We start from the raw sequence: 19,648 nt of genomic DNA on the forward strand, positions 1-19,648 counted from the left end.
ATCTTCTTTGTGAGATGAAACTATTATTGATTCATCTCGCGCAAACTTTGCAGTGGTGGAATGTCACATAAATAACTCAAACGATAACGCCCAATCAAGGCACACACGACAGTCATTAAAATTGGTAAAATCAGCCAAATTTCCCAATGCACCTGAATCACCAAATTCATTTTATAACTGGCAATCGCACTAATCACTTCTGCAAACAGACATGAAACTACACCTGCCATGAATCCGATAAAGCCGATCTCCACAGTCATCATCTGTTTTAGCTTTTGTTTAGAGCTACCAAATGAGCGCAATAAAGCCACTTCACGTTTGCGTTCATCCATCAACAAGTTCAAGCAGGCAATTAAAACCAGAATACCCGAGACACTGACCAACAGCGCGAGTACGGTAATAATTTGAACCAGCACATTTACCAGGCGTTTTACTTCATCCAGAATCAGACTGACATCAATAAAAACCGTATTGGGAAATTGTTGAATCACAGAAACCAGTTGTTTTTTATCCTGTTCAGGCACATAAAAACTGCCTAAATAACTGCCCGCATTTTCATCCATAGTCTTCGGTGCAAAAATAAAGAAGAAATTCGGACTAAAGCTTTCCCATTCGACGCTACGCAAGTTAACGACTTTGGCTTGAATCAAGCCTTCAGGCAGACTAAAAGTGAGCCGATCGCCTATTTTAATGCCCAGTTCTTCTGCAGTTTTCACCTCAATCGATACATCACCGACCTGCTGCAATGCGGCTGTGCCCTGCACGATTTTATTGTCAGTAGGATATTCTGCTGTTTGGGTCAAATTGAGCTCACGACGTAAAGAGTTATTGTTTTTAAGTAATTCATCCGAAAAAGGTTGATCATTCTTTGCCACCAATCGTCCCCGAATATTGGGATAAAGTGGAGTACTGTGCCAATCCCTTTGTTCAAGTTGCGCTTTAAATAAAGGCATATCAAACGGCGGCAAACCGTAAACAAATTGATTCGGCGTACCTTCAGGCAATTGCTGCTGCCAACGCTCGAGCAAATCTGTTCGCAATACTGCCAAGACCGTAATTAAACTTAAACCGAGGGCTAAAGCGGTAATTTGAAAGGCGCTTTGATAAGGTGCACGTATATAAGCTGAAATGGACCACTTCAGGCCCTTGATCAGTTTTAAACACCCCCAAATCAGTATATATAGAACAGTACACAAGATGATAATCGCACCGATAACCCATGCAGTCAGCACTATATTTTCGGTTAGCACAACACTAAACAGCACCAGACTTGCCGTGCCCATCAGCAACATCCACAGCATCGACTGCACAGATTTTTCTTGCTGGCGAATCACACGAATAGGTGGTGTATTGAGTAATTGCCATAGACTTGGCACGATAAATCCGAGTAACACCACTGCACTGGTCAGCATCGCAATCGGCAATGGACCCAGCAACATATCCAATGCAGAAAATTCAATTTGCAGATGTGGAATCAGTTGCAGCATCAGTTGCAACAAACCATATCCAAGCGCGACCCCTGCCAGACTGCCAATCGCCATTGCGGCAATTAATACCACGCCCAATAAAGCCAGATAGGCGCTCAGAATTTGTCTTTTGGTTGCCCCGATACAACGCATCAGTGCAATACTATCCTGATTTTGTTGCACATAACGTTGGCTGGTTAAGGCAATTGCAATACCACACAGCAAAATGGTCAAAATATTGGCAAGTTGTAAAAAGGTATCTAGATTGGCAATCGGCTTCATTAAGCGGGTATTGCCTTCGCTGGCATTACGCAGTTTTAAGCTGGATTGCTCATTCTGTATTTTGCTCTGGGCTGATTTATACAGCTGTTTGAAATCTTGTTCAAACTGTTTGGTCTGTTGTACAGGTCCTGCCATTAATAAACGATATTCAACCCGACTTCCGACTTGAATAGCATGGGTTCGGGCAACATCAGCCTGGGAGATAATCACCGTAGGCGAAAAGCCGGAAAAACCCAATTCCTGATTGGAATCATGTTCAATTTTAGCAGTGACTTTAAATGTCCCATCGGCAATATTGATAGTATCCCCGACTTTGACATGCAACAGATCCATGGCACGGTTACTCAACCAAACCTCTCCTGGCTGAATTTTCCATGCTTGGGGTACAACCTGAATTTCACCACGCAAAGGAAATGCATCATCAATGGCTTTGACATTGACCATGACAAACTGATCATTGGTATGTGCCATCGAACTAAATGTAGTGACTTCGGATTTTTTTAGCGCCAACTGGTCAGCTTTGTGTTGCCATTTTTTTTCAAGCGGCTGATTGTCGCTCAGAACCAAATCTGCTGCCAACATTTCAGCAGCCTGTAATGCCACGGCATTTTGAATCTGTTCATTGCTAAATTTCAGTGCCGTGGTCGCACTAATGGCCAGAGTCAAAGCAATAATTAGGAGGTAAACACCGCTACTTTTAAAACTTTGAGTCAGCAAGGGTCGAAAGAGTGGATTCATTTCAGCCCTCACCGTTACGATGTTCAATCAAGCGACCGTCTAGCAGTTCAAAATGGCGCTGACATTGTTTAGCCAATGCTGGATCATGGGTCACCAAAACCAGGGTCGTGCCAAACTCACGATTCAGCTGAAATAAAAGTTGTTCAATTTCTTTGGCTGTTTGAGCATCTAGATTCCCTGTTGGCTCATCTGCAAAAATGATTTTCGGATTGCTAATTAAAGCACGTGCAATGGCAACACGTTGCTGTTCACCGCCCGAAAGTACTTTGGGCGTTTGTGTTGCCTGGCGTTCTAAACCGACTTTCTGAAGTAAAGCCAATGCCTTTTTTTCAGCGGAAGCAAAATTAAAATTCTTTTCTAAGCGTAGCGGTAACATCACATTTTCTAGCGCGCTTAAATGCGGCAACAGCTGGAAAGACTGGAACACAAAACCGATATATTTTAAGCGTACCAGCGCACGTTGTTCTTCATTCAATTCTGTAATTGATTCACCACAAACGATTAACTTTCCTGAACTGGCCTGATCCAAAGTCGCCAGAATTCCGAGTAAGGTCGATTTTCCGGAGCCTGAACGCCCGGTAATGGCCACCTGTTCACCTGCCAAAATATCCAGACTGAAATTTTCGAAAATAATAAATTCCTTTTGAGGAAGTTTTATCTTTTGTGTCAGTTGCTGTGCAGAAATTATTGCTTGTGGCATGATGGAATGGTCGCTCGTCACTTGGATCATAAAATCCCTATATGCAAAATCGCAATCTAAAAATTCGTGTATTTGCTTGCCTGGCGATGTTCAGCCTGTGTCTTGTTCCAGTCGTGGTGTCTGCTAAAACCATTATGATTCTGGGTGACAGTATTAGCGCAGGCTATGGAATGCAAGCACAGCAAGGTTGGGTGCATTTACTACAAAAACGTCTAGAACAACAGTATCCGAAACAACATAAAGTGGTCAATGCCAGTGTCAGTGGTGAAACCACCAGTGGTGCTTTGGCGCGGTTGCCTAAATTATTGCAAATCCATAAACCGAATATTGTGGTGATTGAGTTAGGAGGAAATGACGGTTTACGTGGTCAAGCCCCGCTATTGATTCAAAAGAATCTGGCTCATTTAATTCAACAAAGTCAGAAAGCTAAAGCGACGGTAATCCTGCTTGGAATGAAAATTCCACCGAATTACGGTACAGCCTATAGCAAAGCTTTTGAAAAAAATTACAAAACTGTCAGTCAACAGTACAAAGTCAAATTGATGCCTTTCTTTTTGGAAGGAGTTGCAGGCAAGAAAAACTTAATGCAGCAGGATTTAGTTCATCCCAATGCTAAGGCACAAAGTATTTTACTGGATAATGCTTATCCCTATATAAAAGGCGCTTTATAAAGCGCCTTTTATGCAACTCGAAGATTGATTGTATTTTAGAAATCAAAAAAAGTGACTTCACCCGTTTCAAGTGAATACTCTGCTCCAACCACTTTTAATTTGCCTTTGGCAATTAAGTTTTCTAATACCGCCGAACCATGACGCAGCTGATTTACAGAGGCAAATACATTTGAGCGTATCGCATGTATAGACAGTTTATCCAAATCATTTTTCAGTTCGGTCTGCATTAAAATTTCAACTGAAGGACGGACCCGGTTCACAATGGACATCAAGTTGGCTGATGGTGGAGTCGCAGGATTGGTTAAAGCTTCAATAGTGGAATGAATTGCGCCACAGTGCGTATGACCGAGGACAATCACCACTGGGCAGCCAAAACTTTCTGCTGCAAATTCCACACTACCGACTTGCGAGGGTGCAACAATATTTCCGGCAACGCGAATAACGAACAAATCACCCAAGCCTTGGTCAAATACCATTTCAGCGGGTACTCGAGAATCTGAACAGCCTAAAACAATTGCAAATGGGTCCTGACTTTCCGCCATTTCTGCACGTTGTTGGTGAGTCAAAAGCTTTAAATGGGTGGTTTCACCATTTACAAAACGCTGGTTCCCTTTTTTTAAACGATCTAAAGCTTCTTCTGCTGTTAGCATGCTGGTCTTCCAATGTTTTAAGTTGCAATATTTTAATGCGATGAAATTGGAAAGTCACTTGCAAAAAGGTATAGCTGTTGATTTTATGACTAAGGTTACAAAATATTTCATTTAGCTCATAAACTTGACCCCTATCACACTTTTAAAGTGACATGTAACGCAATTCAAAAAACTATTCAGTGACAATTATTTAATAATAATTACAATATACTACAGACATTTTTAAAAAAATAAAATGCAGTCAAAATCAGATGATTTTTATAGAATTACTTATAAACAATTATCGTCATGAATACATTAGGATGATGATCAATGACAGCGCTTCAACCGACTTTATCGCGCTTTTTGCAAATAACATGCTTGGCACTTTCTATCAGTACGCCTGTTTATTCCTACGCAGCAATCAATAAAAAAACCTATGTTGTTAAACCTTCATTCGAGAATTATTTAGCCAAAGAACGCAATGCTGCTGGCTTACACAGTAAAACCATTAAAATTAATGATATTAGCTGGAGCTATAGTGAAGGTGGCTCGAGCAATAAACCGGCCGTATTGCTTATTCATGGTTTGGCAGGAAACCGGGACAACTGGAATGGAGTGGCACATTTTTTAACCCCCTACTACCATGTCATTATTCCCGACCTTCCCAGCAACGGGGAAACCAAAGTTGCCGATAATTTTGATTTATCGGTTCCTAATGTCACTGAACGCTTACGCCGTTTCGTGGAAGCCATTGAGGTGGAAGACAAACTGAATATTGCAGGACACTCTCTGGGCGGATCGATTGCCACGGTTTATGCCTCACAATATCCATTTGATACTCAAAGCCTGTTTTTACTCAATAGCGCCGGAATCTATAAACAGGCCAATACCGCCTATAGCAAAAACCCTTATTTTTTAAAGCATCTCATTGTGTCTAAACCGGGTGATCTGGACGATGTGATGGGTCAAGTCATGCAAAACCCACCCGACTTACCGATCTATTTTAAAAAAGCCCAAGAAAAAATGCTGATTTCCCAGTCCGTGCAGACCCGTAAAATGATTGACCAGTTGATCACCCTGAGTCGTATTTATACGCCTGAATCTTTTGCCCGAATGACGCAATCCATTGAAGCCCCCACACTGATCCTGTGGGGCAAGCAAGATAAAATTATTAATGTCGAAGCTGCAAATGAATTACAATCTTTATTAAAGCGTGCAGAAACCCCGGTTATATTAAATAATGTCGGGCACATGCCTATTTTAGAAGCAGAACAACAAGTGGCGAACCACTATTTACCTTTTCTAGCAAGAACCCAAAAGTTAAAAAACCCACTTGCTGATAAACTTATCCCATTAAATTAGTTTGTAGAGACAGTATGCCGAAACACCCGATGATTGAGCAATTGATTGAAGCTCATATTGACTTTTTAGAGCAAGAGTTTTCACATACTGCCACTATTCAGAGCGAATTTTTAAATTTCTATCAGTGGTTTAGAAAACAAACCTTGCAGGATATCTGGTCATTTGAGCAAATCAACGCGCTCTTACAAAAGCAGGTTTTAGCCAAACCTGCCAGTCCCTTTTTAATTGAGCAAATTAGCGAACATCTGCGCTTTGCCTTAATTCATCCTGCTAATGAGAGCACTCAGATTGCGGATGTCATTCCGGTATTAACCGTCGATAAAATTGCCCAATATGTCGCAAGTAAAAGTGGACATCGTCAACGCCTGATTAAAACCGTGGTCAATAGCCCGGCTTTTTCAGCCATGATCACGCAATTGATTCAACATTCCATTCAGGATTATCTGGATAATTCAGTGATGGCAAAACGTGTGCCGGGTGTGTCACGTTTTATGAAAATGGGTAAATCAGTTTTAGAAACCGTTACTGACTCAAATCTGCAGGAGACCATTGGGCATTATCTGCAAAAGAATATTTTAAAGCTCAGTCAAATGAGTGAGCATGTTTTAAATCAGCACTTTGATGATGAAAAGCTGTACCATTTTCAGGCCAATCTGTGGCATAAAATTAAAGACATGCCTGTAATAGTTTTGAAGAACTATATCGAAGTTCAAGACCTGCCGAATACTGTCGGCTTAGGGCATGAAATCTGGGATCATCTGCGTCAAACAGAATATTTAAAACAGCAAGTTCATGATGGTGTCTATGCCTGGTATACCCGGAATCAGGAGCGTAGTTTTGACTTGTTACTGCGCGACTTAAATATTGATGAAGCTTTAATTCAACATGAATTGCAGCAGTTGTTAGCACCGGTTATTCAAAAAATGCTTTCCTCTGACTACTTACGCATGCGTGCTCGCGCATATTTAGAAAAATTTTATTATGCTGAAACCGCACAGAAAATTTTAAAGATTCAATCATAAAAAAAGCCGCTTGAAGCGGCTTTTTCTTTATTCAACATTCAACTGATTAGAAATTGGCAACAAAACTGACTCCATAACGACGGCCATCTAAAACCTGATCGCCATCTGCATCTTCTGCTTTTTCATCCAGAATATTATAAACCCCGAATTTACCTTTTAAGCTTGGGGTAAATTGATAGTTAAAGCCAACATCCAGGAATTGATACGCAGGTGTCGGATCAGACATTGCTGCACGACCTAAATAAGAAGAGGTTTCACTACGATAATGTAGGCGTGTCCAGACATCTAAAGCATCATTGATGTTGTAATCCACAGTTGCATTAAACATATGCTTTGGCATTTGATTTAAAGGCTGACCTTTTAAACCACCTGATTTCTGTTCGGTTTCCGTATAGGTGTAGTTGGTATTTAGATTTACCCCTTCCGCAAGCTCGGTGTCAAATGAAGCCTCCACACCTTGCATGGTGGCTTCATCCACATTAATTCGTGAACTGATAAAGTTCCACAAGCGGACATTCCCCGTCGCTGCATCAATGCGACCAAATGGGTCTGCACATGTCCAGGTCGCCGAATCACTGTTATTCCCGTTTGGAGATGAACAATCGCGTACTTCAGTAATTTTATCTTTATATTCAGTATAGAAGGCGGTTAAAGATGCTTTAGACTTGTCACCCTGCCATGCAGTTCCAAGTTCATAGCTCAACGATTTTTCCGGCGTTAAATCATCATTACCCATAATAAAGGCACTGCCTTTACCGGTCACAGAATGTACATCACTTGATGATTGTCTTAAGTCAGGTTGTTTATAACCTGTAGATACCCCGCCCTTAAATGTCCAGGCATCTGTCGGGTTGTACACCCCATATAAGCGAGGCGAAAAGTTACCATCATAATTTTCATCGTGATCGTAACGTAAACCCGTGGTTAAGTTAAAAGTATCGGTAATTGCCCAGGTATCCTCTGCAAAAACTGCAAATGCCCAACGGTCTAATTCAGTTACAGGCATCTCCAAATTTTGATTGGTTGCTTTATCAACCACTGACTCATTTTTAAAATATAAGCCCGAAATTAAATTATGATTACTTAACTGCCAATTCCATTGAGTATTGGCAAGCCAGGTTTCAAGTTCAATTCCGCTTAGACCTGAAGTCGTGTTTTTACGATCCGGATTTTTTGATTTTTCATATTGAATATAAGAACTGCTATTCAATACATCGCTATAGCGGCCATTATGCGTTAAACCAAAGACTTCACGATAATTTCGACCGTATGAATCTATTCCCGTACTTAGAATGGTTTGACCCGCAGTAGATTCAGATTCCTGTTTGGTGAAATTTGCATCAAACTCTAAATCATGATTATCATTGATTAAATAAGTTAGTCTGGAATTTAGACTTTCTACTTCTGTACCGCGGAAGCCGCCTACATAGCTGTCTTCTTCACGCTTTTGCTTATTCACTCCAAGCTGCATGCCCAGTTTATTTTCAATCAAAGGCCCGGCTAGATAGACCGAACCATTTTTGATATCTCCAGAATTATTCGAATCCTGTAAAACCGTTCCTAATTCAGCTGTTCCCGACCATTCATCACTGACTTTTTTGGTAATAATATTGATGACACCACCCATCGCATCACTGCCATATAAAGTAGATGCAGGCCCACGAATCACTTCAATACGTTCAATGGATGCAACCGGCGGCAAGATATTTTTTTCAAATCCGCTGTCATCCCCATTCGGATTGACATCTTTAGAATATTGACGTTTACCATTGACCAAAAACAAGGTGTAACTTGAACCCATACCACGAATACTGACCGTTTGTGCAGAACCTGCGCCAGAAATCACCACCCCCGGCGTATTTCTGAGTACATCAGTAATATCGTTATATTGTCGCGCTTCTAGTTCTTCTTTGGTAATCACAGTCATGGATGCGGGAGCTTTGCTTACATCCTGTTCATAACCTGCCGCTGTAACGACTATTGTTTCTAATTTGACCGGATTGGAAACAGAAGATGTATTCTGATCAGCTGCAAATGTCACTGAAGCGATAACAGATAAAATTGAAAGTGAGAGTGCAGATCGAACAATACGCTTGGTCATTCAAATTTCCCCAAGTGGCAAAATAATGGATAAGTAATGCAATTTTCGTTGCACAGTGTAACAAAAGTTAAACTTAATGCAATTAATTATAAGAATCATTCTCATTTTTTTATTTTTTAGGCAAAAAAAATAGCCTCCAATATGGAGGCTATTCTATTCAACTATTTGGACTTATTTAAAATAAGCACCTTCGGTATTGCTGTGGTCAGTTTGGTCAACCACATGTGCCAATTCAGGAATATGTTGTTTTAATGTTGTTTCAACGCCTTGTTTCAAGGTCAAATCAATTGATGAACAACCTTGGCAGCCACCACCAAATTTCAATACAGCAGTTAAGCCATGTTCTTCATCTTCAACAATTTCAACCAAGGCACAGCTACCGCCATGACCTGCAAGACCGGGGTTGATTTCAGATTGCAATACATAGGTAATACGCTCTTCAATTGAGGCATCCGCACCTACACGTGGCACTTTCGAGTTTGGTGCGCGGAAAGTCAACTGACCACCAAAACGGTCTTTATTGTAGTCAATCACGGCATCTAACAAATATGGGATAGAAGGCGCATCAATATAAGCCGCAAAATTTGGATAATCCTGTTTATAGTCTGTAGGAATCACTTCTTCAGGTGCACTATATGCCATACAACATTCAGCACGTGGCGTACCAGGATTTTCCACAAAAATACGCACAGCAATGCCTGGAGTGTTTTGTTTTTCAAGCAGGTCAAACAAATACTCTTGTGCCGTTGGCGTAATCAATAAATTTGGAATTTCTTCTGCAACTGCAGCGCTGATGTTCTCAGTCGACATAATCATATTTCCTCAAGCTGAAGTTATCATTTTAACTGAAGATGCGGGGTAATAAAAAAAAATCAACTAAAATTGTCGGAATTATTATAAAAGTTCATCTTAATGCTTCATTTAATGGCATTATTAAGTATAAATATTTAAAAGTTGAACTTCCACTTTATGCTAGATCTACCTTTTAACCATACTGTTTGCCTGATCCTGATTACAGTGGCTGTTTCACTGATTGCATTTTCAAATCAGAAGGTCATGAACCGTCTTATTTTTTGGCCTCCTGCAATGCAGCGTGGACAATATGACCGCTTTATTACCCATGGTTTCGTGCATGCCGATGGTGGGCATCTGATCTTCAACATGATTACGCTATTCTTTTTTGGTAGTGTAATTGAAAGTTTTTACCGCCAGTATTTTTTTGATCTTGGTTTTGTATTGTTCTATTTAGGCGGCTTAATTGTTGCCATTATTCCAAGTTATCTCAAACATAAAAATGACCATCAATGGGCAAGTTTAGGTGCTTCTGGTGCCGTTTCGGCAGTCTTGTTTGCTTATATTTTATTTGAGCCGTGGAAACTGATTTTTGTGTTCTTTATTCCTGTACCAGCTATTATTTTTGCGATTTTATATGTTGCTTACAGTATCTGGTCAGGTAAGCGTGGCAATTCCCACATCAACCATAGTGCGCATCTTTGGGGAGCTGCATATGGTGTGATCATGACCATCATTCTTGAACCACGGCTTATCCCCCACTTTTTCAATAAGCTGATGCAATTACCTTTCTAAAATGGATTGTTTAGCTATCAATATTCCAAAGCGCTGAATTTTCAGCGTCTTTTTTATGTTAAAAAAAAAATTATTTCTACTTGTTAATGATTATCATTTTAAATAATTAAACTATTTGTTACCCTCTTGCACAAATTTAAGCGAAGATCATATTCAAATGAAAACTAAAGTATTATTTTAAGTGCCATTTTAGCTTCAGTGGGATTGAATAGTTTGGCACATAGTGCAGTTTTCAATCTAGCTACAGAAAAATGGAACATTGAACTTAAACAAATCCCGAAAAAATTGCAGTTTATGATCTCTCCATTTTAGATACTTTAAATACCCTAAACATTCAGGCTCAAATTGTGCCTAAAACCACATTTACAGGCAGCCTAATTGAATATAATCAAGCGCAGTTTGTTAAAGCAGGTAGTCTTTTTGAACCCGATTTGGCTCAATTAAAACAGTTAAAACCCGATTTAATTTTTGTCGGTGGTCGTTCCGCGAAAACAATGGAAAGCTTGCAATTGATTGCAGCAACGGTTGACCTTTCTCCCAAGACTGACCATTACATGAGTGATTTGAAAAATCGCACATTAACTCTTGTAAAAGCCTTTAAGCGTGAAGATATTGCCGCTAAAAAATTAAAAGATTTGGATTAATTACAGCTGAAAGTGAAGCAACAGACTGCCAATAAATCAGCAGTGATGTTCTTTGCTGCCGGAGATAAATACATGCCGCATTCAACCAATGACCATTTTGGTTTTATCCATGAGTTAACAGGTTTTAAATCTGTTCTTCCGCTGACTGAAAACACGGATACTGCACGCCCTGAAGCAGGATCAGCTGAAGCTTTAGCCACACAAAAGAAAAATGCTGAACAGCTAAATGCTGCCATTCAACAAAACCCGGATTATGTAATTGTGGCTGGATCGTGGCGCCTTGAATACCCAGAAATATGCTACCAAGGACGGCATTAAAACCCATCCTGTTTTGGGGCAGTCTCACGCAGTAAAACAGAATCGAGTTATTTTTGTAAATGCGAATGCCTTATATATCTCTGGCACAGGTCTGGACAATACTGTATTCGGGCGACATTTCGAAATCATCCTAAAAGGATAATATTCATAGATTAAGGAGCCTCGACTCCTTTTTACTGTACCTTTTGAAAAAGATTCACACAATTTTGTCATTAAATGCTACCCCTCAAATCAATTTGGCATAGATAATGTAGACATCTGTATATTAATGATCAAAAAAACGAGATTTTTTGCATGTCCACTTCATTAGATGGTCTTCAATTTCCTATCAATCCCAGCAGTAATAAACCCAGCAGCTCGCAGACAGGCAAAGAAATTATTGCTGAAGCTTTATCAATTGTTGGCAACAAGTCATCAATGAATGCACTTGCGGAAAAAAACTGGCGTAAGCATTATCCTGTCTATTTTAAGGCTCTGGTTGAACAAGGTATTCGCAACCTCAATAATCCGATTACCATTGCAAAACAAGGCTTACACAAAGCCCATCATAGCTTTGACTTTTATAGAAATGGTCAACGCTATTTGCTTAAAGACATTATGAAGGATATCGATACAGCCCCTTTGTATACGGTTCAGCTAAAAGGTGAAAGTGATTCCGCTCCAGAATGGTACGTGCCGTATAAAGGTCAAAAACTGCAAGGTCAGGCTTTACTCGATCAAATTCAAATCTGGCAAGATGCAGGCATTATAGAACCCAGCCATGCCGATGCTTTACGTGCTGCACAAGCTCATCCTGAATGGTTCGATCTTTCTGACCGCACCATGGTCTTATTTGGTGCAGGTTCTGAAGCGGGTCCACTGACCTGGCTGTCAAAATGGAAAGCCAATATTGTGGCCGTCGATTTACCCAACAGCCGTGTTTGGGATAGAATTTTAAAGACCATTCAACAAGGCAATGCCATCCTATATGCACCCTGTTCGGAAAAATTGGCGGAAGATATGCCAACCACTATACTCAAAGAAAAACTGGGGGCGAATTTACTTACTCAAACACCTGAAATTGCCCATTGGCTGATCCAGAGTGAGCATCAGCTAGACCTAGCAGCCATTGCCTATTTGGATGGTGAAAAGCACGTTCGGGTATCCATGGCCATGGATAGCATCATGCAGTACGTGAGTGAACAAAAGGCTGACACAAGCTTAATGTTCATGTGCACCCCAACCGATGTCTATGCCATTCCTAAAGAGGTAGTGGACGCTTCAACACTTAAGTTACTCACACGCTCAAAATCGCAACGTGTTATTAGTGAAAGCATTTCGCTGATTTCTGCAAAGCACTTTTTCCAGAAAAATCTGGATGGATTAATTCGCTGTGAAAACGGCCATGACTATGGCATTGCAGACTGCCTGGTGGTGGAGCAAGGTCCAAACTATGCTTTGGCAAAACGGATTCAGCAATGGCGTGCAATTTTGGCGCGTCATTATGGACAACGTGTCAGCATCAATATTGCACCCTCTACCACTACGCATTCGGTAACTAAAAATCCGTTATTAAAAGCCGCATTTAATGGTGCAAGTTTATTTGATGTGGAATCTTTTCATCCAGAAACCACCAATGCGCTGATGGCCGCATTATGGATTTATGACTTACGTCATCCTGAATCGGTAGCGAATCCGGAAACGCCTCTGGATCATCCATTAGAATTGATGATGAAAGGTGCCAACCATGGCGGTTTATGGCGTGTGGCTTATTTGGCTCGTACCGCGCTGCCTTTTGCTGCACTGTATGGCTTTGCCAATGAGAAATTACCGCTTAAGAAGGTGTTTGGTTTATTTAAGAATAAGAAGTAGTGGTTATACTGTTTCCTTTTGATCAATATATTCATTATTCTGGAAAAGTTCCCTCTCCTTAAAGGAGATGGTTAGGTAGAGGTCATTTTTTTACTGTACTAAAAAGGTACATATATTAATAAAAACCCTCCACCCAACCTCTTCCCAAAGAGAGGAGGAACTTCTCTATTTAAAAAAGATGAGTAGTTCTGCTAGTCCAGGAAGAGTTTATTTTTTAAACTACGTATTCCTTAAAAATAAAAAAGCTGCAATTGCAGCTTTTTTATTTCAAATAAATTTCTTAAACAAACTGCAGAAACAACCAGAACAAGCCACCCGATAAACAGATTGTTGCGGGTAGAGTAAAGACCCATGCGGAAAGAATGTTTTTTACCGTCACAAAGTTCAGTCCGGATTTATTGGCCACCATGGTACCTGCAACTGCACTGTTCAGCACGTGAGTCGTCGATACGGGCATACCAAAGCCATCAGCCGCAGCAATGGTCGACATTGCCACAAGTTCTGCTGACATCCCTTGACCAAACGTCATGTGGTCTTTACCAATACGTTCACCCACAGTCACCACAATACGTTTCCAGCCTACCATGGTTCCAAGGCCAAGTGCCAGTGCAACTGCCACCTTCACCCAAGTGGGAATGTATTGCAGGAACGAATCTAAATTGTCGCGATATGCTTTCACTGTCTTGGTTTGATCAGCTGACATTGCAGGCAACTGTTCATTTTTATCCAAACCCTTAAATGCTGTCGTACTCAAGTACATATCATTACGAATAATCGAAATTTCAGTTTCTGGAATCTGTTTTAAATCGCCATATTGCGCAACACGATTACCCAAATGATCCGTCAAACTTGCTAAAGCAGGTACAACTTCTGGAGATATTTCTTTGGTCTGGATATAACGGGTCAAAACTTGACGTGCTTCGCCATCTGTAATGTCAGAATGGTTGGCATAAATGGCAGTCGCAGCCTGGTTAGATAGCTGGTCAAATGATTGAATATGTTCAGGATCTAAATTTTTATTTAAAGAATAAGCCAAAGGTACAACACCAATCAGAATGAGCATAATCAAGCCCATGCCTTTTTGACCATCATTTGAGCCATGCGCGAAACTTACACCAGTACAGGTGAAAATCAAGATGGCACGAATTAATGGTGGTGGTGGTTTATTACCTTCAGGGGGTTGAAAAAGTTCAACTTGTTTTTTAAAAATCTTCTTGACCAGAAGGAAGAGCACTGCCGCAAAGGCAAAACCAATTAAAGGCGAAAACAACAAGGCTTTACCGACTTTGATCACTTGGTCGATGTCTACACCACTTGCACCATTACCCATGTGCAGGATGTAATTCATAATGCCCACCCCTAAAATCGAACCGATTAAAGTATGTGAACTTGATGCTGGAATACCTAAGAACCAAGTCCCCAAGTTCCAGAGAATCGCAGCAATCAGCATGGCGAAAACCATGGCGAAACCTGCGCCAGAGCTGACATTCATGATCAACTCTACCGGCAACAAAGCAATGATGCCGTAAGCCACTGCTCCACTTGCAACCATCACCCCCAGGAAATTACAAAAACCTGCCCACATCACCGCAACAGGTGCAGGTAAGGCATTGGTATAAATGACCGTTGCTACAGCATTGGCTGTGTCATGAAAACCATTAACAAACTCAAAGCCTAAAGCGATTAACAATGCAGTCGCTAAAAGAATAACCGAATATAAACTGAGTGTTGGAACATGGGCCAAATCAGCTGAAAGTTGAAAGCCGATGTACAGCAAAGTAGAAACAATAACCGTGATAAACACCGGCATAAAAAATTTCGGTGTAGGAACATGCACATTCGTCGATTTCGATGGTGCGGATGGCACCTGATCTTGGACGGGAGGAATATTAGAATTCATGCAGACGGTTCAAGGAGATAATAAAATCCCCTTATTGTTCAATTTAATTGTGACAATTATATGACAAACAGATGTCTTATAAAGCCAAATTTCGATAATTGAGCTAATTTAACTCACTCCGCTTTATCGTGGGGAGTGGAACTATTTTAAATACATCATTTTAAAATAATTAAAGCCTAAAATAGTTTGTGCCTCAATATTTCAAATGACCTGAATCTATGCATAAAAAATCTTTTCGATCATCCAGTCACTCAACTTTTTCTTATCTATAGGGAATGATAAGGAGATCATATTTCAATTCGATGAAAAAACCGGCACAAATGGACTTATTTTAAAGCTGTTCCCCACTCTGCAGACTGAATATTCCTCAAACGCAGTGTAATTCTGCTAAAATAATGCCCATTTTGTATTCCATCGGATTGGGGTTATTTATGTCCACGCTTGCCACCCTGAAAGAGCTTCTCGCCAAACGCATCCTGATTATTGACGGTGCCATGGGTACCATGATTCAACGCCATAAACTAGAAGAAGCAGATTATCGTGGTGAGCGTTTCGCTGACTGGGCATCTGACCTAAAAGGCAACAATGACCTTTTAGTCCTCACTCAACCGCAGATTATTCAAAGCATTCACGAAGCTTATCTGGATGCTGGTGCCGATATTATTGAAACCAACAGCTTTAATGGCACACGTGTTTCAATGTCTGACTACCACATGGAAAATCTGGTTCCCGAGATTAACCGTGAAGCAGCACGTATTGCCAAAGCTGCTTGTGAAAAATATTCAACGCCAGATAAACCGCGTTTTGTTGCCGGTGTGCTTGGTCCGACATCCCGTACCTGTTCGATCTCGCCAAATGTAAATGATCCGGCATTTCGTAACATTACATTTGATGAACTGGTCGATAACTATATTGAAGCAGCTCATGCCCTGATTGAAGGTGGCGTCGATATTCTGCTCATTGAAACTGTATTCGATACGCTAAACTGTAAAGCAGCTATTTTTGCAGTCAAAGAAGTCTTTAACCAGCTTGGTTATGAATTGCCGTTGATGATTTCCGGCACCATTACCGATGCTTCAGGCCGTACCCTTACCGGCCAAACTGCTGAAGCGTTCTGGAACTCAGTTCGTCATGGTGACTTGTTATCAATCGGCTTTAACTGTGCCTTGGGTGCAGATGCAATGCGTCCGCACGTGAAAACCGTATCTGACATTGCCAATACTTTCGTTTCAGCACATCCAAATGCAGGCTTGCCGAATGCTTTCGGTGGTTATGATGAAACCCCTGAACAAACAGCAGCATTCCTGAAAGAGTTTGCAGAAAGTGGCTTGATCAATATTACCGGTGGGTGCTGTGGTACAACTCCAGATCATATTCGTGCCATTTACAATGCTGTAAAAGACATTGCGCCGCGCCAGATTCCTGAGATTAAACCGGCTTGTCGCCTTTCAGGTTTAGAGCCGTTCAACATTGATGAAAATTCTTTGTTCGTCAACGTGGGTGAACGTACCAACGTGACTGGTTCAAAAAAATTCGCCCGTCTGATTCGTGAAGAAAACTATACCGAAGCATTGGAAGTTGCCTTGGATCAAGTCCAAGGCGGTGCGCAGATTGTCGACATCAACATGGATGAAGGCATGCTGGACTCGCAAGCAGCAATGGTGAAATTCCTGAACCTGATTGCGTCTGAACCAGATATTTCCCGTGTGCCATTAATGATTGACTCATCGAAATGGGAAATTATTGAAGCGGGTTTAAAATGTGTACAAGGTAAACCGGTTGTAAACTCGATTTCCCTAAAAGAAGGTTATGACGAGTTCGTACATAAGGCACGTTTATGCCGTCAGTATGGTGCAGCAGTTATTGTCATGGCATTCGACGAAGACGGTCAGGCCGACACAGCTGCGCGTAAACGTGAAATCTGTAAGCGTTCTTATGATGTACTGATCAATGATGTCGGCTTCCCTGCTGAAGATATTATTTTTGACCCGAACGTATTTGCAATTGCAACCGGTATTGAAGAACACAACAACTACGCAGTGGATTTCATTGAAGCAACCGGCTGGATTAAAAAAAATCTTCCGCATGCCATGATTTCGGGTGGTGTATCCAACGTATCGTTTTCTTTCCGGGGGAATGAGCCGGTTCGTGAAGCCATTCATGCAGTCTTCTTGTACCATGCCATTCAACAAGGCATGACCATGGGAATTGTGAATGCCGGTCAGCTGGCAATTTATGATGACATTCCTGCTGAATTAAAAGCTGCGGTTGAAGACGTTGTTCTAAACAAAAATCAGGGCGAAAGCGGTCAGGATGCTACCGAAAAATTACTTGAAATTGCAGAACAATACCGTGGCAAAGGCGGTGCACAGCGTGAAGCTGAAAATCTGGAATGGCGTGAACAGTCAGTTGAAAAACGTCTAGAATACGCACTGGTTAAAGGCATCACCGCTTATATTGATGTCGATACTGAAGAAGCGCGCTTAAAAGCTACGCGTCCTTTAGATGTGATTGAAGGTCCGCTCATGTCCGGCATGAACGTGGTGGGCGACTTGTTTGGTGCAGGTAAAATGTTCCTGCCGCAAGTGGTGAAATCTGCCCGTGTTATGAAACAGGCCGTGGCCTGGTTGAACCCGTACATTGAAGCGGAAAAAACCGAAGGTCAGACCAAAGGTAAAATCCTGATGGCGACCGTTAAAGGCGACGTGCATGATATTGGTAAAAATATTGTGGGCGTGGTTCTGGGCTGTAACGGTTATGACATCGTTGACCTTGGCGTGATGGTACCTGCAGAAAAAATCCTGCAAACCGCAATTGATGAAAAAGTCGATATTATTGGCTTGTCTGGTTTGATTACACCGTCACTGGATGAAATGGTCTTTGTCGCCAAAGAAATGCAGCGTAAAGGTTTCCATGTTCCATTGATGATTGGTGGTGCAACGACGTCTAAAGCGCATACCGCAGTAAAAATTGATCCACAATATTCCAATGATGCGGTGATTTATGTTGCCGATGCTTCACGTGCAGTCGGTGTTGCGACTTCCCTGCTTTCACCTGAAATGAAACCTGAGTTCATTAAAGGTTACCGTGAAGAATATGCCAAAGTACGTGAGCGTATTGCCAACAAGCAACCGAAAGCGGCAAAACTGTCTTATGCAGATTCAATTGCCAACGGTGTGAAAATTGACTGGGCGAACTATGTGCCACCTAAGCCAAATGTGCTGGGTCAGCACGTTCTGAAGAATTACCCACTTGAAACTCTAGTACCCTATATTGACTGGACACCATTCTTTATCTCTTGGAGTTTGGCGGGCAAGTTCCCTGCAATCCTGACGGATGAAGTGGTCGGTGAAGCCGCAACTGATTTGTACGAACAAGCGCAAATCATGCTGAAAGATATTGTAGAGAACAAGCGTTTTGATGCACGCGCCGTGTTTAGTCTTGCTCCTGCGAAACGTACCGGTGCAGATACGGTTTCGATTTACGATGAAAATCAAACTGCAACGCATAAATTCGAGCATACCCGTCAGCAGTCAGACAAAGTTTCAGGTAAACCGAACTTCTCATTGGCAGACTTTATTGCGCCTGAAGATACCAAGCTAGAAGATTACTTGGGTGGTTTCACCGTATCGATTTTTGGTGCGGAAGAAATGGCGCATGAATACAAAGCCAAAGGCGATGATTATTCTGCAATTTTGGCGCAATCTTTAGGTGACCGTTTTGCAGAAGCTTTTGCTGAGCATTTGCATGAACGTATTCGTAAAGAGTTTTGGGGCTATCAAGCGTCTGAACAGTTGTCGAATGATGAACTGATTAAAGAGAAGTATGTCGGGATTCGTCCTGCACCGGGTTACCCTGCCTGCCCTGAACATTCTGAAAAAGCCACCTTGTTTAGCTGGTTAGATTCAACCAATGCGATTGGTACTGAACTGACTTCAAGCTTTGCAATGTGGCCACCTTCAAGTGTCAGCGGTTTCTATTACAGCAATCCGCAGTCTGAATACTTTAATGTCGGCAAGATTGCGCAGGATCAGTTGGATAGTTATGCAGAGCGTAAAGGCTGGTCAATAGATGAAGCGAAGCGTTGGTTGATGCCAAACTTGGATGATTCGATTGATATTTAAGGCTTTTAAGATGTAAAAAAACCCCTCACATGAGGGGGTTTCTTTTTTAATCTCCCTAAATCCCTCTTTTAAAAAGAGGGATTTTGCCATGTGATTAGATGAATTACGTGTGTAGTGGTCAACAAATATTGGACACAGTTTTAAGTTTTTGTTCAGCCGCAAAAGGGCTGATACCATTATTAAATTGATGTGGTCGTATCCGATTGTAGTATTCCATCAGATACAGCCCTATATCTAGTTTTGCTTCCTC

Annotated in this window: 14 protein-coding genes; 8 read left to right on the forward strand and 6 right to left on the reverse strand. The window is 41.4% G+C overall.

Annotation, left to right across the window (positions count from 1 at the left end):
• Window positions 1-23: 23 nt before the first annotated feature.
• Together ACKI4H_RS09520 and ACKI4H_RS09525 are read right to left on the reverse strand one after the other, a co-directional pair.
• Complete coding sequence (locus ACKI4H_RS09520) at window positions 24-2,486, reverse strand: ABC transporter permease (RefSeq protein ID WP_407305311.1); 2,463 nt, start codon at window positions 2,484-2,486, stop codon at window positions 24-26.
• A 1-nt stretch (window position 2,487) separates the two neighbouring features.
• Window positions 2,488-3,216: an ABC transporter ATP-binding protein gene (locus tag ACKI4H_RS09525; RefSeq protein ID WP_407305312.1), complete on the reverse strand. Its 729-nt coding sequence runs from the start codon at window positions 3,214-3,216 to the stop codon at window positions 2,488-2,490.
• 56 nt (window positions 3,217-3,272) lie between these two features.
• On the opposite strand from ACKI4H_RS09525, the gene ACKI4H_RS09530 reads away from it, so the two are divergent.
• Window positions 3,273-3,857, forward strand: a complete 585-nt coding sequence (locus ACKI4H_RS09530; protein ID WP_407305323.1) for an arylesterase — start codon at window positions 3,273-3,275, stop codon at window positions 3,855-3,857.
• A 35-nt stretch (window positions 3,858-3,892) separates the two neighbouring features.
• Here the strand turns inward: ACKI4H_RS09530 and ACKI4H_RS09535 are convergent, their stop codons facing one another.
• Window positions 3,893-4,507: a carbonic anhydrase gene (locus ACKI4H_RS09535; protein ID WP_407305313.1), complete on the reverse strand. Its 615-nt coding sequence runs from the start codon at window positions 4,505-4,507 to the stop codon at window positions 3,893-3,895.
• Window positions 4,508-4,819: 312 nt separating this feature from the next.
• Here ACKI4H_RS09535 and ACKI4H_RS09540 point away from each other — a divergent pair, with 312 nt between their 5' ends.
• Both ACKI4H_RS09540 and ACKI4H_RS09545 read left to right on the forward strand, forming a co-directional pair.
• Window positions 4,820-5,851 carry an alpha/beta fold hydrolase gene (locus ACKI4H_RS09540; RefSeq protein ID WP_407305314.1) on the forward strand — a complete coding sequence of 344 codons (1,032 nt, stop codon included), beginning with the start codon at window positions 4,820-4,822 and terminating at the stop codon, window positions 5,849-5,851.
• Window positions 5,852-5,865: 14 nt separating this feature from the next.
• The gene (locus ACKI4H_RS09545; RefSeq protein ID WP_407305315.1) at window positions 5,866-6,873 is read left to right on the forward strand and encodes a hypothetical protein; all 1,008 of its coding nucleotides are present in this window, start codon (window positions 5,866-5,868) and stop codon (window positions 6,871-6,873) included.
• 46 nt (window positions 6,874-6,919) lie between these two features.
• Here ACKI4H_RS09545 and ACKI4H_RS09550 read toward each other — a convergent pair whose 3' ends face one another.
• Window positions 6,920-8,974 (reverse strand): TonB-dependent receptor domain-containing protein, encoded by a 2,055-nt coding sequence (locus ACKI4H_RS09550; RefSeq protein ID WP_407305316.1) that lies wholly within the window; start codon window positions 8,972-8,974, stop codon window positions 6,920-6,922.
• Window positions 8,975-9,145: 171 nt separating this feature from the next.
• Window positions 9,146-9,784, reverse strand: a complete 639-nt coding sequence (nfuA, locus tag ACKI4H_RS09555) for a Fe-S biogenesis protein NfuA (protein ID WP_407305317.1) — start codon at window positions 9,782-9,784, stop codon at window positions 9,146-9,148.
• 159 nt (window positions 9,785-9,943) lie between these two features.
• On the opposite strand from nfuA, the gene ACKI4H_RS09560 reads away from it, so the two are divergent.
• The 4 genes from ACKI4H_RS09560 (at window position 9,944) to ACKI4H_RS09575 (ending at window position 13,374) form a co-directional block, all read left to right on the forward strand.
• The gene (locus ACKI4H_RS09560) at window positions 9,944-10,561 is read left to right on the forward strand and encodes a rhomboid family intramembrane serine protease (protein ID WP_407305318.1); all 618 of its coding nucleotides are present in this window, start codon (window positions 9,944-9,946) and stop codon (window positions 10,559-10,561) included.
• A gap of 344 nt (window positions 10,562-10,905) precedes the next feature.
• Window positions 10,906-11,205 (forward strand): hypothetical protein, encoded by a 300-nt coding sequence (locus tag ACKI4H_RS09565; RefSeq protein ID WP_407305324.1) that lies wholly within the window; start codon window positions 10,906-10,908, stop codon window positions 11,203-11,205.
• Window positions 11,206-11,217: 12 nt separating this feature from the next.
• Entirely contained in the window at window positions 11,218-11,523 is a 306-nt protein-coding gene (locus ACKI4H_RS09570) for a hypothetical protein (protein WP_407305319.1), read from the forward strand.
• A 294-nt stretch (window positions 11,524-11,817) separates the two neighbouring features.
• Window positions 11,818-13,374: a hypothetical protein gene (locus tag ACKI4H_RS09575; RefSeq protein WP_407305320.1), complete on the forward strand. Its 1,557-nt coding sequence runs from the start codon at window positions 11,818-11,820 to the stop codon at window positions 13,372-13,374.
• 280 nt (window positions 13,375-13,654) lie between these two features.
• On the opposite strand, the gene ACKI4H_RS09580 is transcribed toward ACKI4H_RS09575, so the two are convergent.
• Window positions 13,655-15,274, reverse strand: coding sequence for an inorganic phosphate transporter (locus ACKI4H_RS09580; protein ID WP_407305321.1), 1,620 nt, complete (start codon window positions 15,272-15,274; stop codon window positions 13,655-13,657).
• Window positions 15,275-15,705: 431 nt separating this feature from the next.
• Between ACKI4H_RS09580 and metH the strand changes: the two genes are divergently transcribed.
• Window positions 15,706-19,398 (forward strand): methionine synthase, encoded by a 3,693-nt coding sequence (gene metH / locus ACKI4H_RS09585; RefSeq protein WP_407305322.1) that lies wholly within the window; start codon window positions 15,706-15,708, stop codon window positions 19,396-19,398.
• Window positions 19,399-19,648: the final 250 nt, after the last annotated feature.

The sequence above is a fragment of the Acinetobacter sp. genome (genome assembly GCF_045628685.1).
Taxonomy (GTDB): Bacteria; Pseudomonadota; Gammaproteobacteria; order Pseudomonadales; family Moraxellaceae; genus Acinetobacter.

Coding starts and splice junctions, on each gene's coding strand:
- ACKI4H_RS09575 (WP_407305320.1), top strand. CDS start 11,818: ATGTCCACTTCATTAGATGGTCTTCAATTTCCTATCAATCCCAGCAGT.
- ACKI4H_RS09535 (WP_407305313.1), bottom strand. CDS start 4,507: ATGCTAACAGCAGAAGAAGCTTTAGATCGTTTAAAAAAAGGGAACCAG.
- ACKI4H_RS09540 (WP_407305314.1), top strand. CDS start 4,820: ATGACAGCGCTTCAACCGACTTTATCGCGCTTTTTGCAAATAACATGC.
- nfuA (WP_407305317.1), bottom strand. CDS start 9,784: ATGTCGACTGAGAACATCAGCGCTGCAGTTGCAGAAGAAATTCCAAAT.
- ACKI4H_RS09520 (WP_407305311.1), bottom strand. CDS start 2,486: ATGAATCCACTCTTTCGACCCTTGCTGACTCAAAGTTTTAAAAGTAGC.
- ACKI4H_RS09545 (WP_407305315.1), top strand. CDS start 5,866: ATGCCGAAACACCCGATGATTGAGCAATTGATTGAAGCTCATATTGAC.
- ACKI4H_RS09550 (WP_407305316.1), bottom strand. CDS start 8,974: ATGACCAAGCGTATTGTTCGATCTGCACTCTCACTTTCAATTTTATCT.
- ACKI4H_RS09525 (WP_407305312.1), bottom strand. CDS start 3,216: ATGATCCAAGTGACGAGCGACCATTCCATCATGCCACAAGCAATAATT.
- metH (WP_407305322.1), top strand. CDS start 15,706: ATGTCCACGCTTGCCACCCTGAAAGAGCTTCTCGCCAAACGCATCCTG.
- ACKI4H_RS09560 (WP_407305318.1), top strand. CDS start 9,944: ATGCTAGATCTACCTTTTAACCATACTGTTTGCCTGATCCTGATTACA.
- ACKI4H_RS09580 (WP_407305321.1), bottom strand. CDS start 15,274: ATGAATTCTAATATTCCTCCCGTCCAAGATCAGGTGCCATCCGCACCA.
- ACKI4H_RS09530 (WP_407305323.1), top strand. CDS start 3,273: ATGTTCAGCCTGTGTCTTGTTCCAGTCGTGGTGTCTGCTAAAACCATT.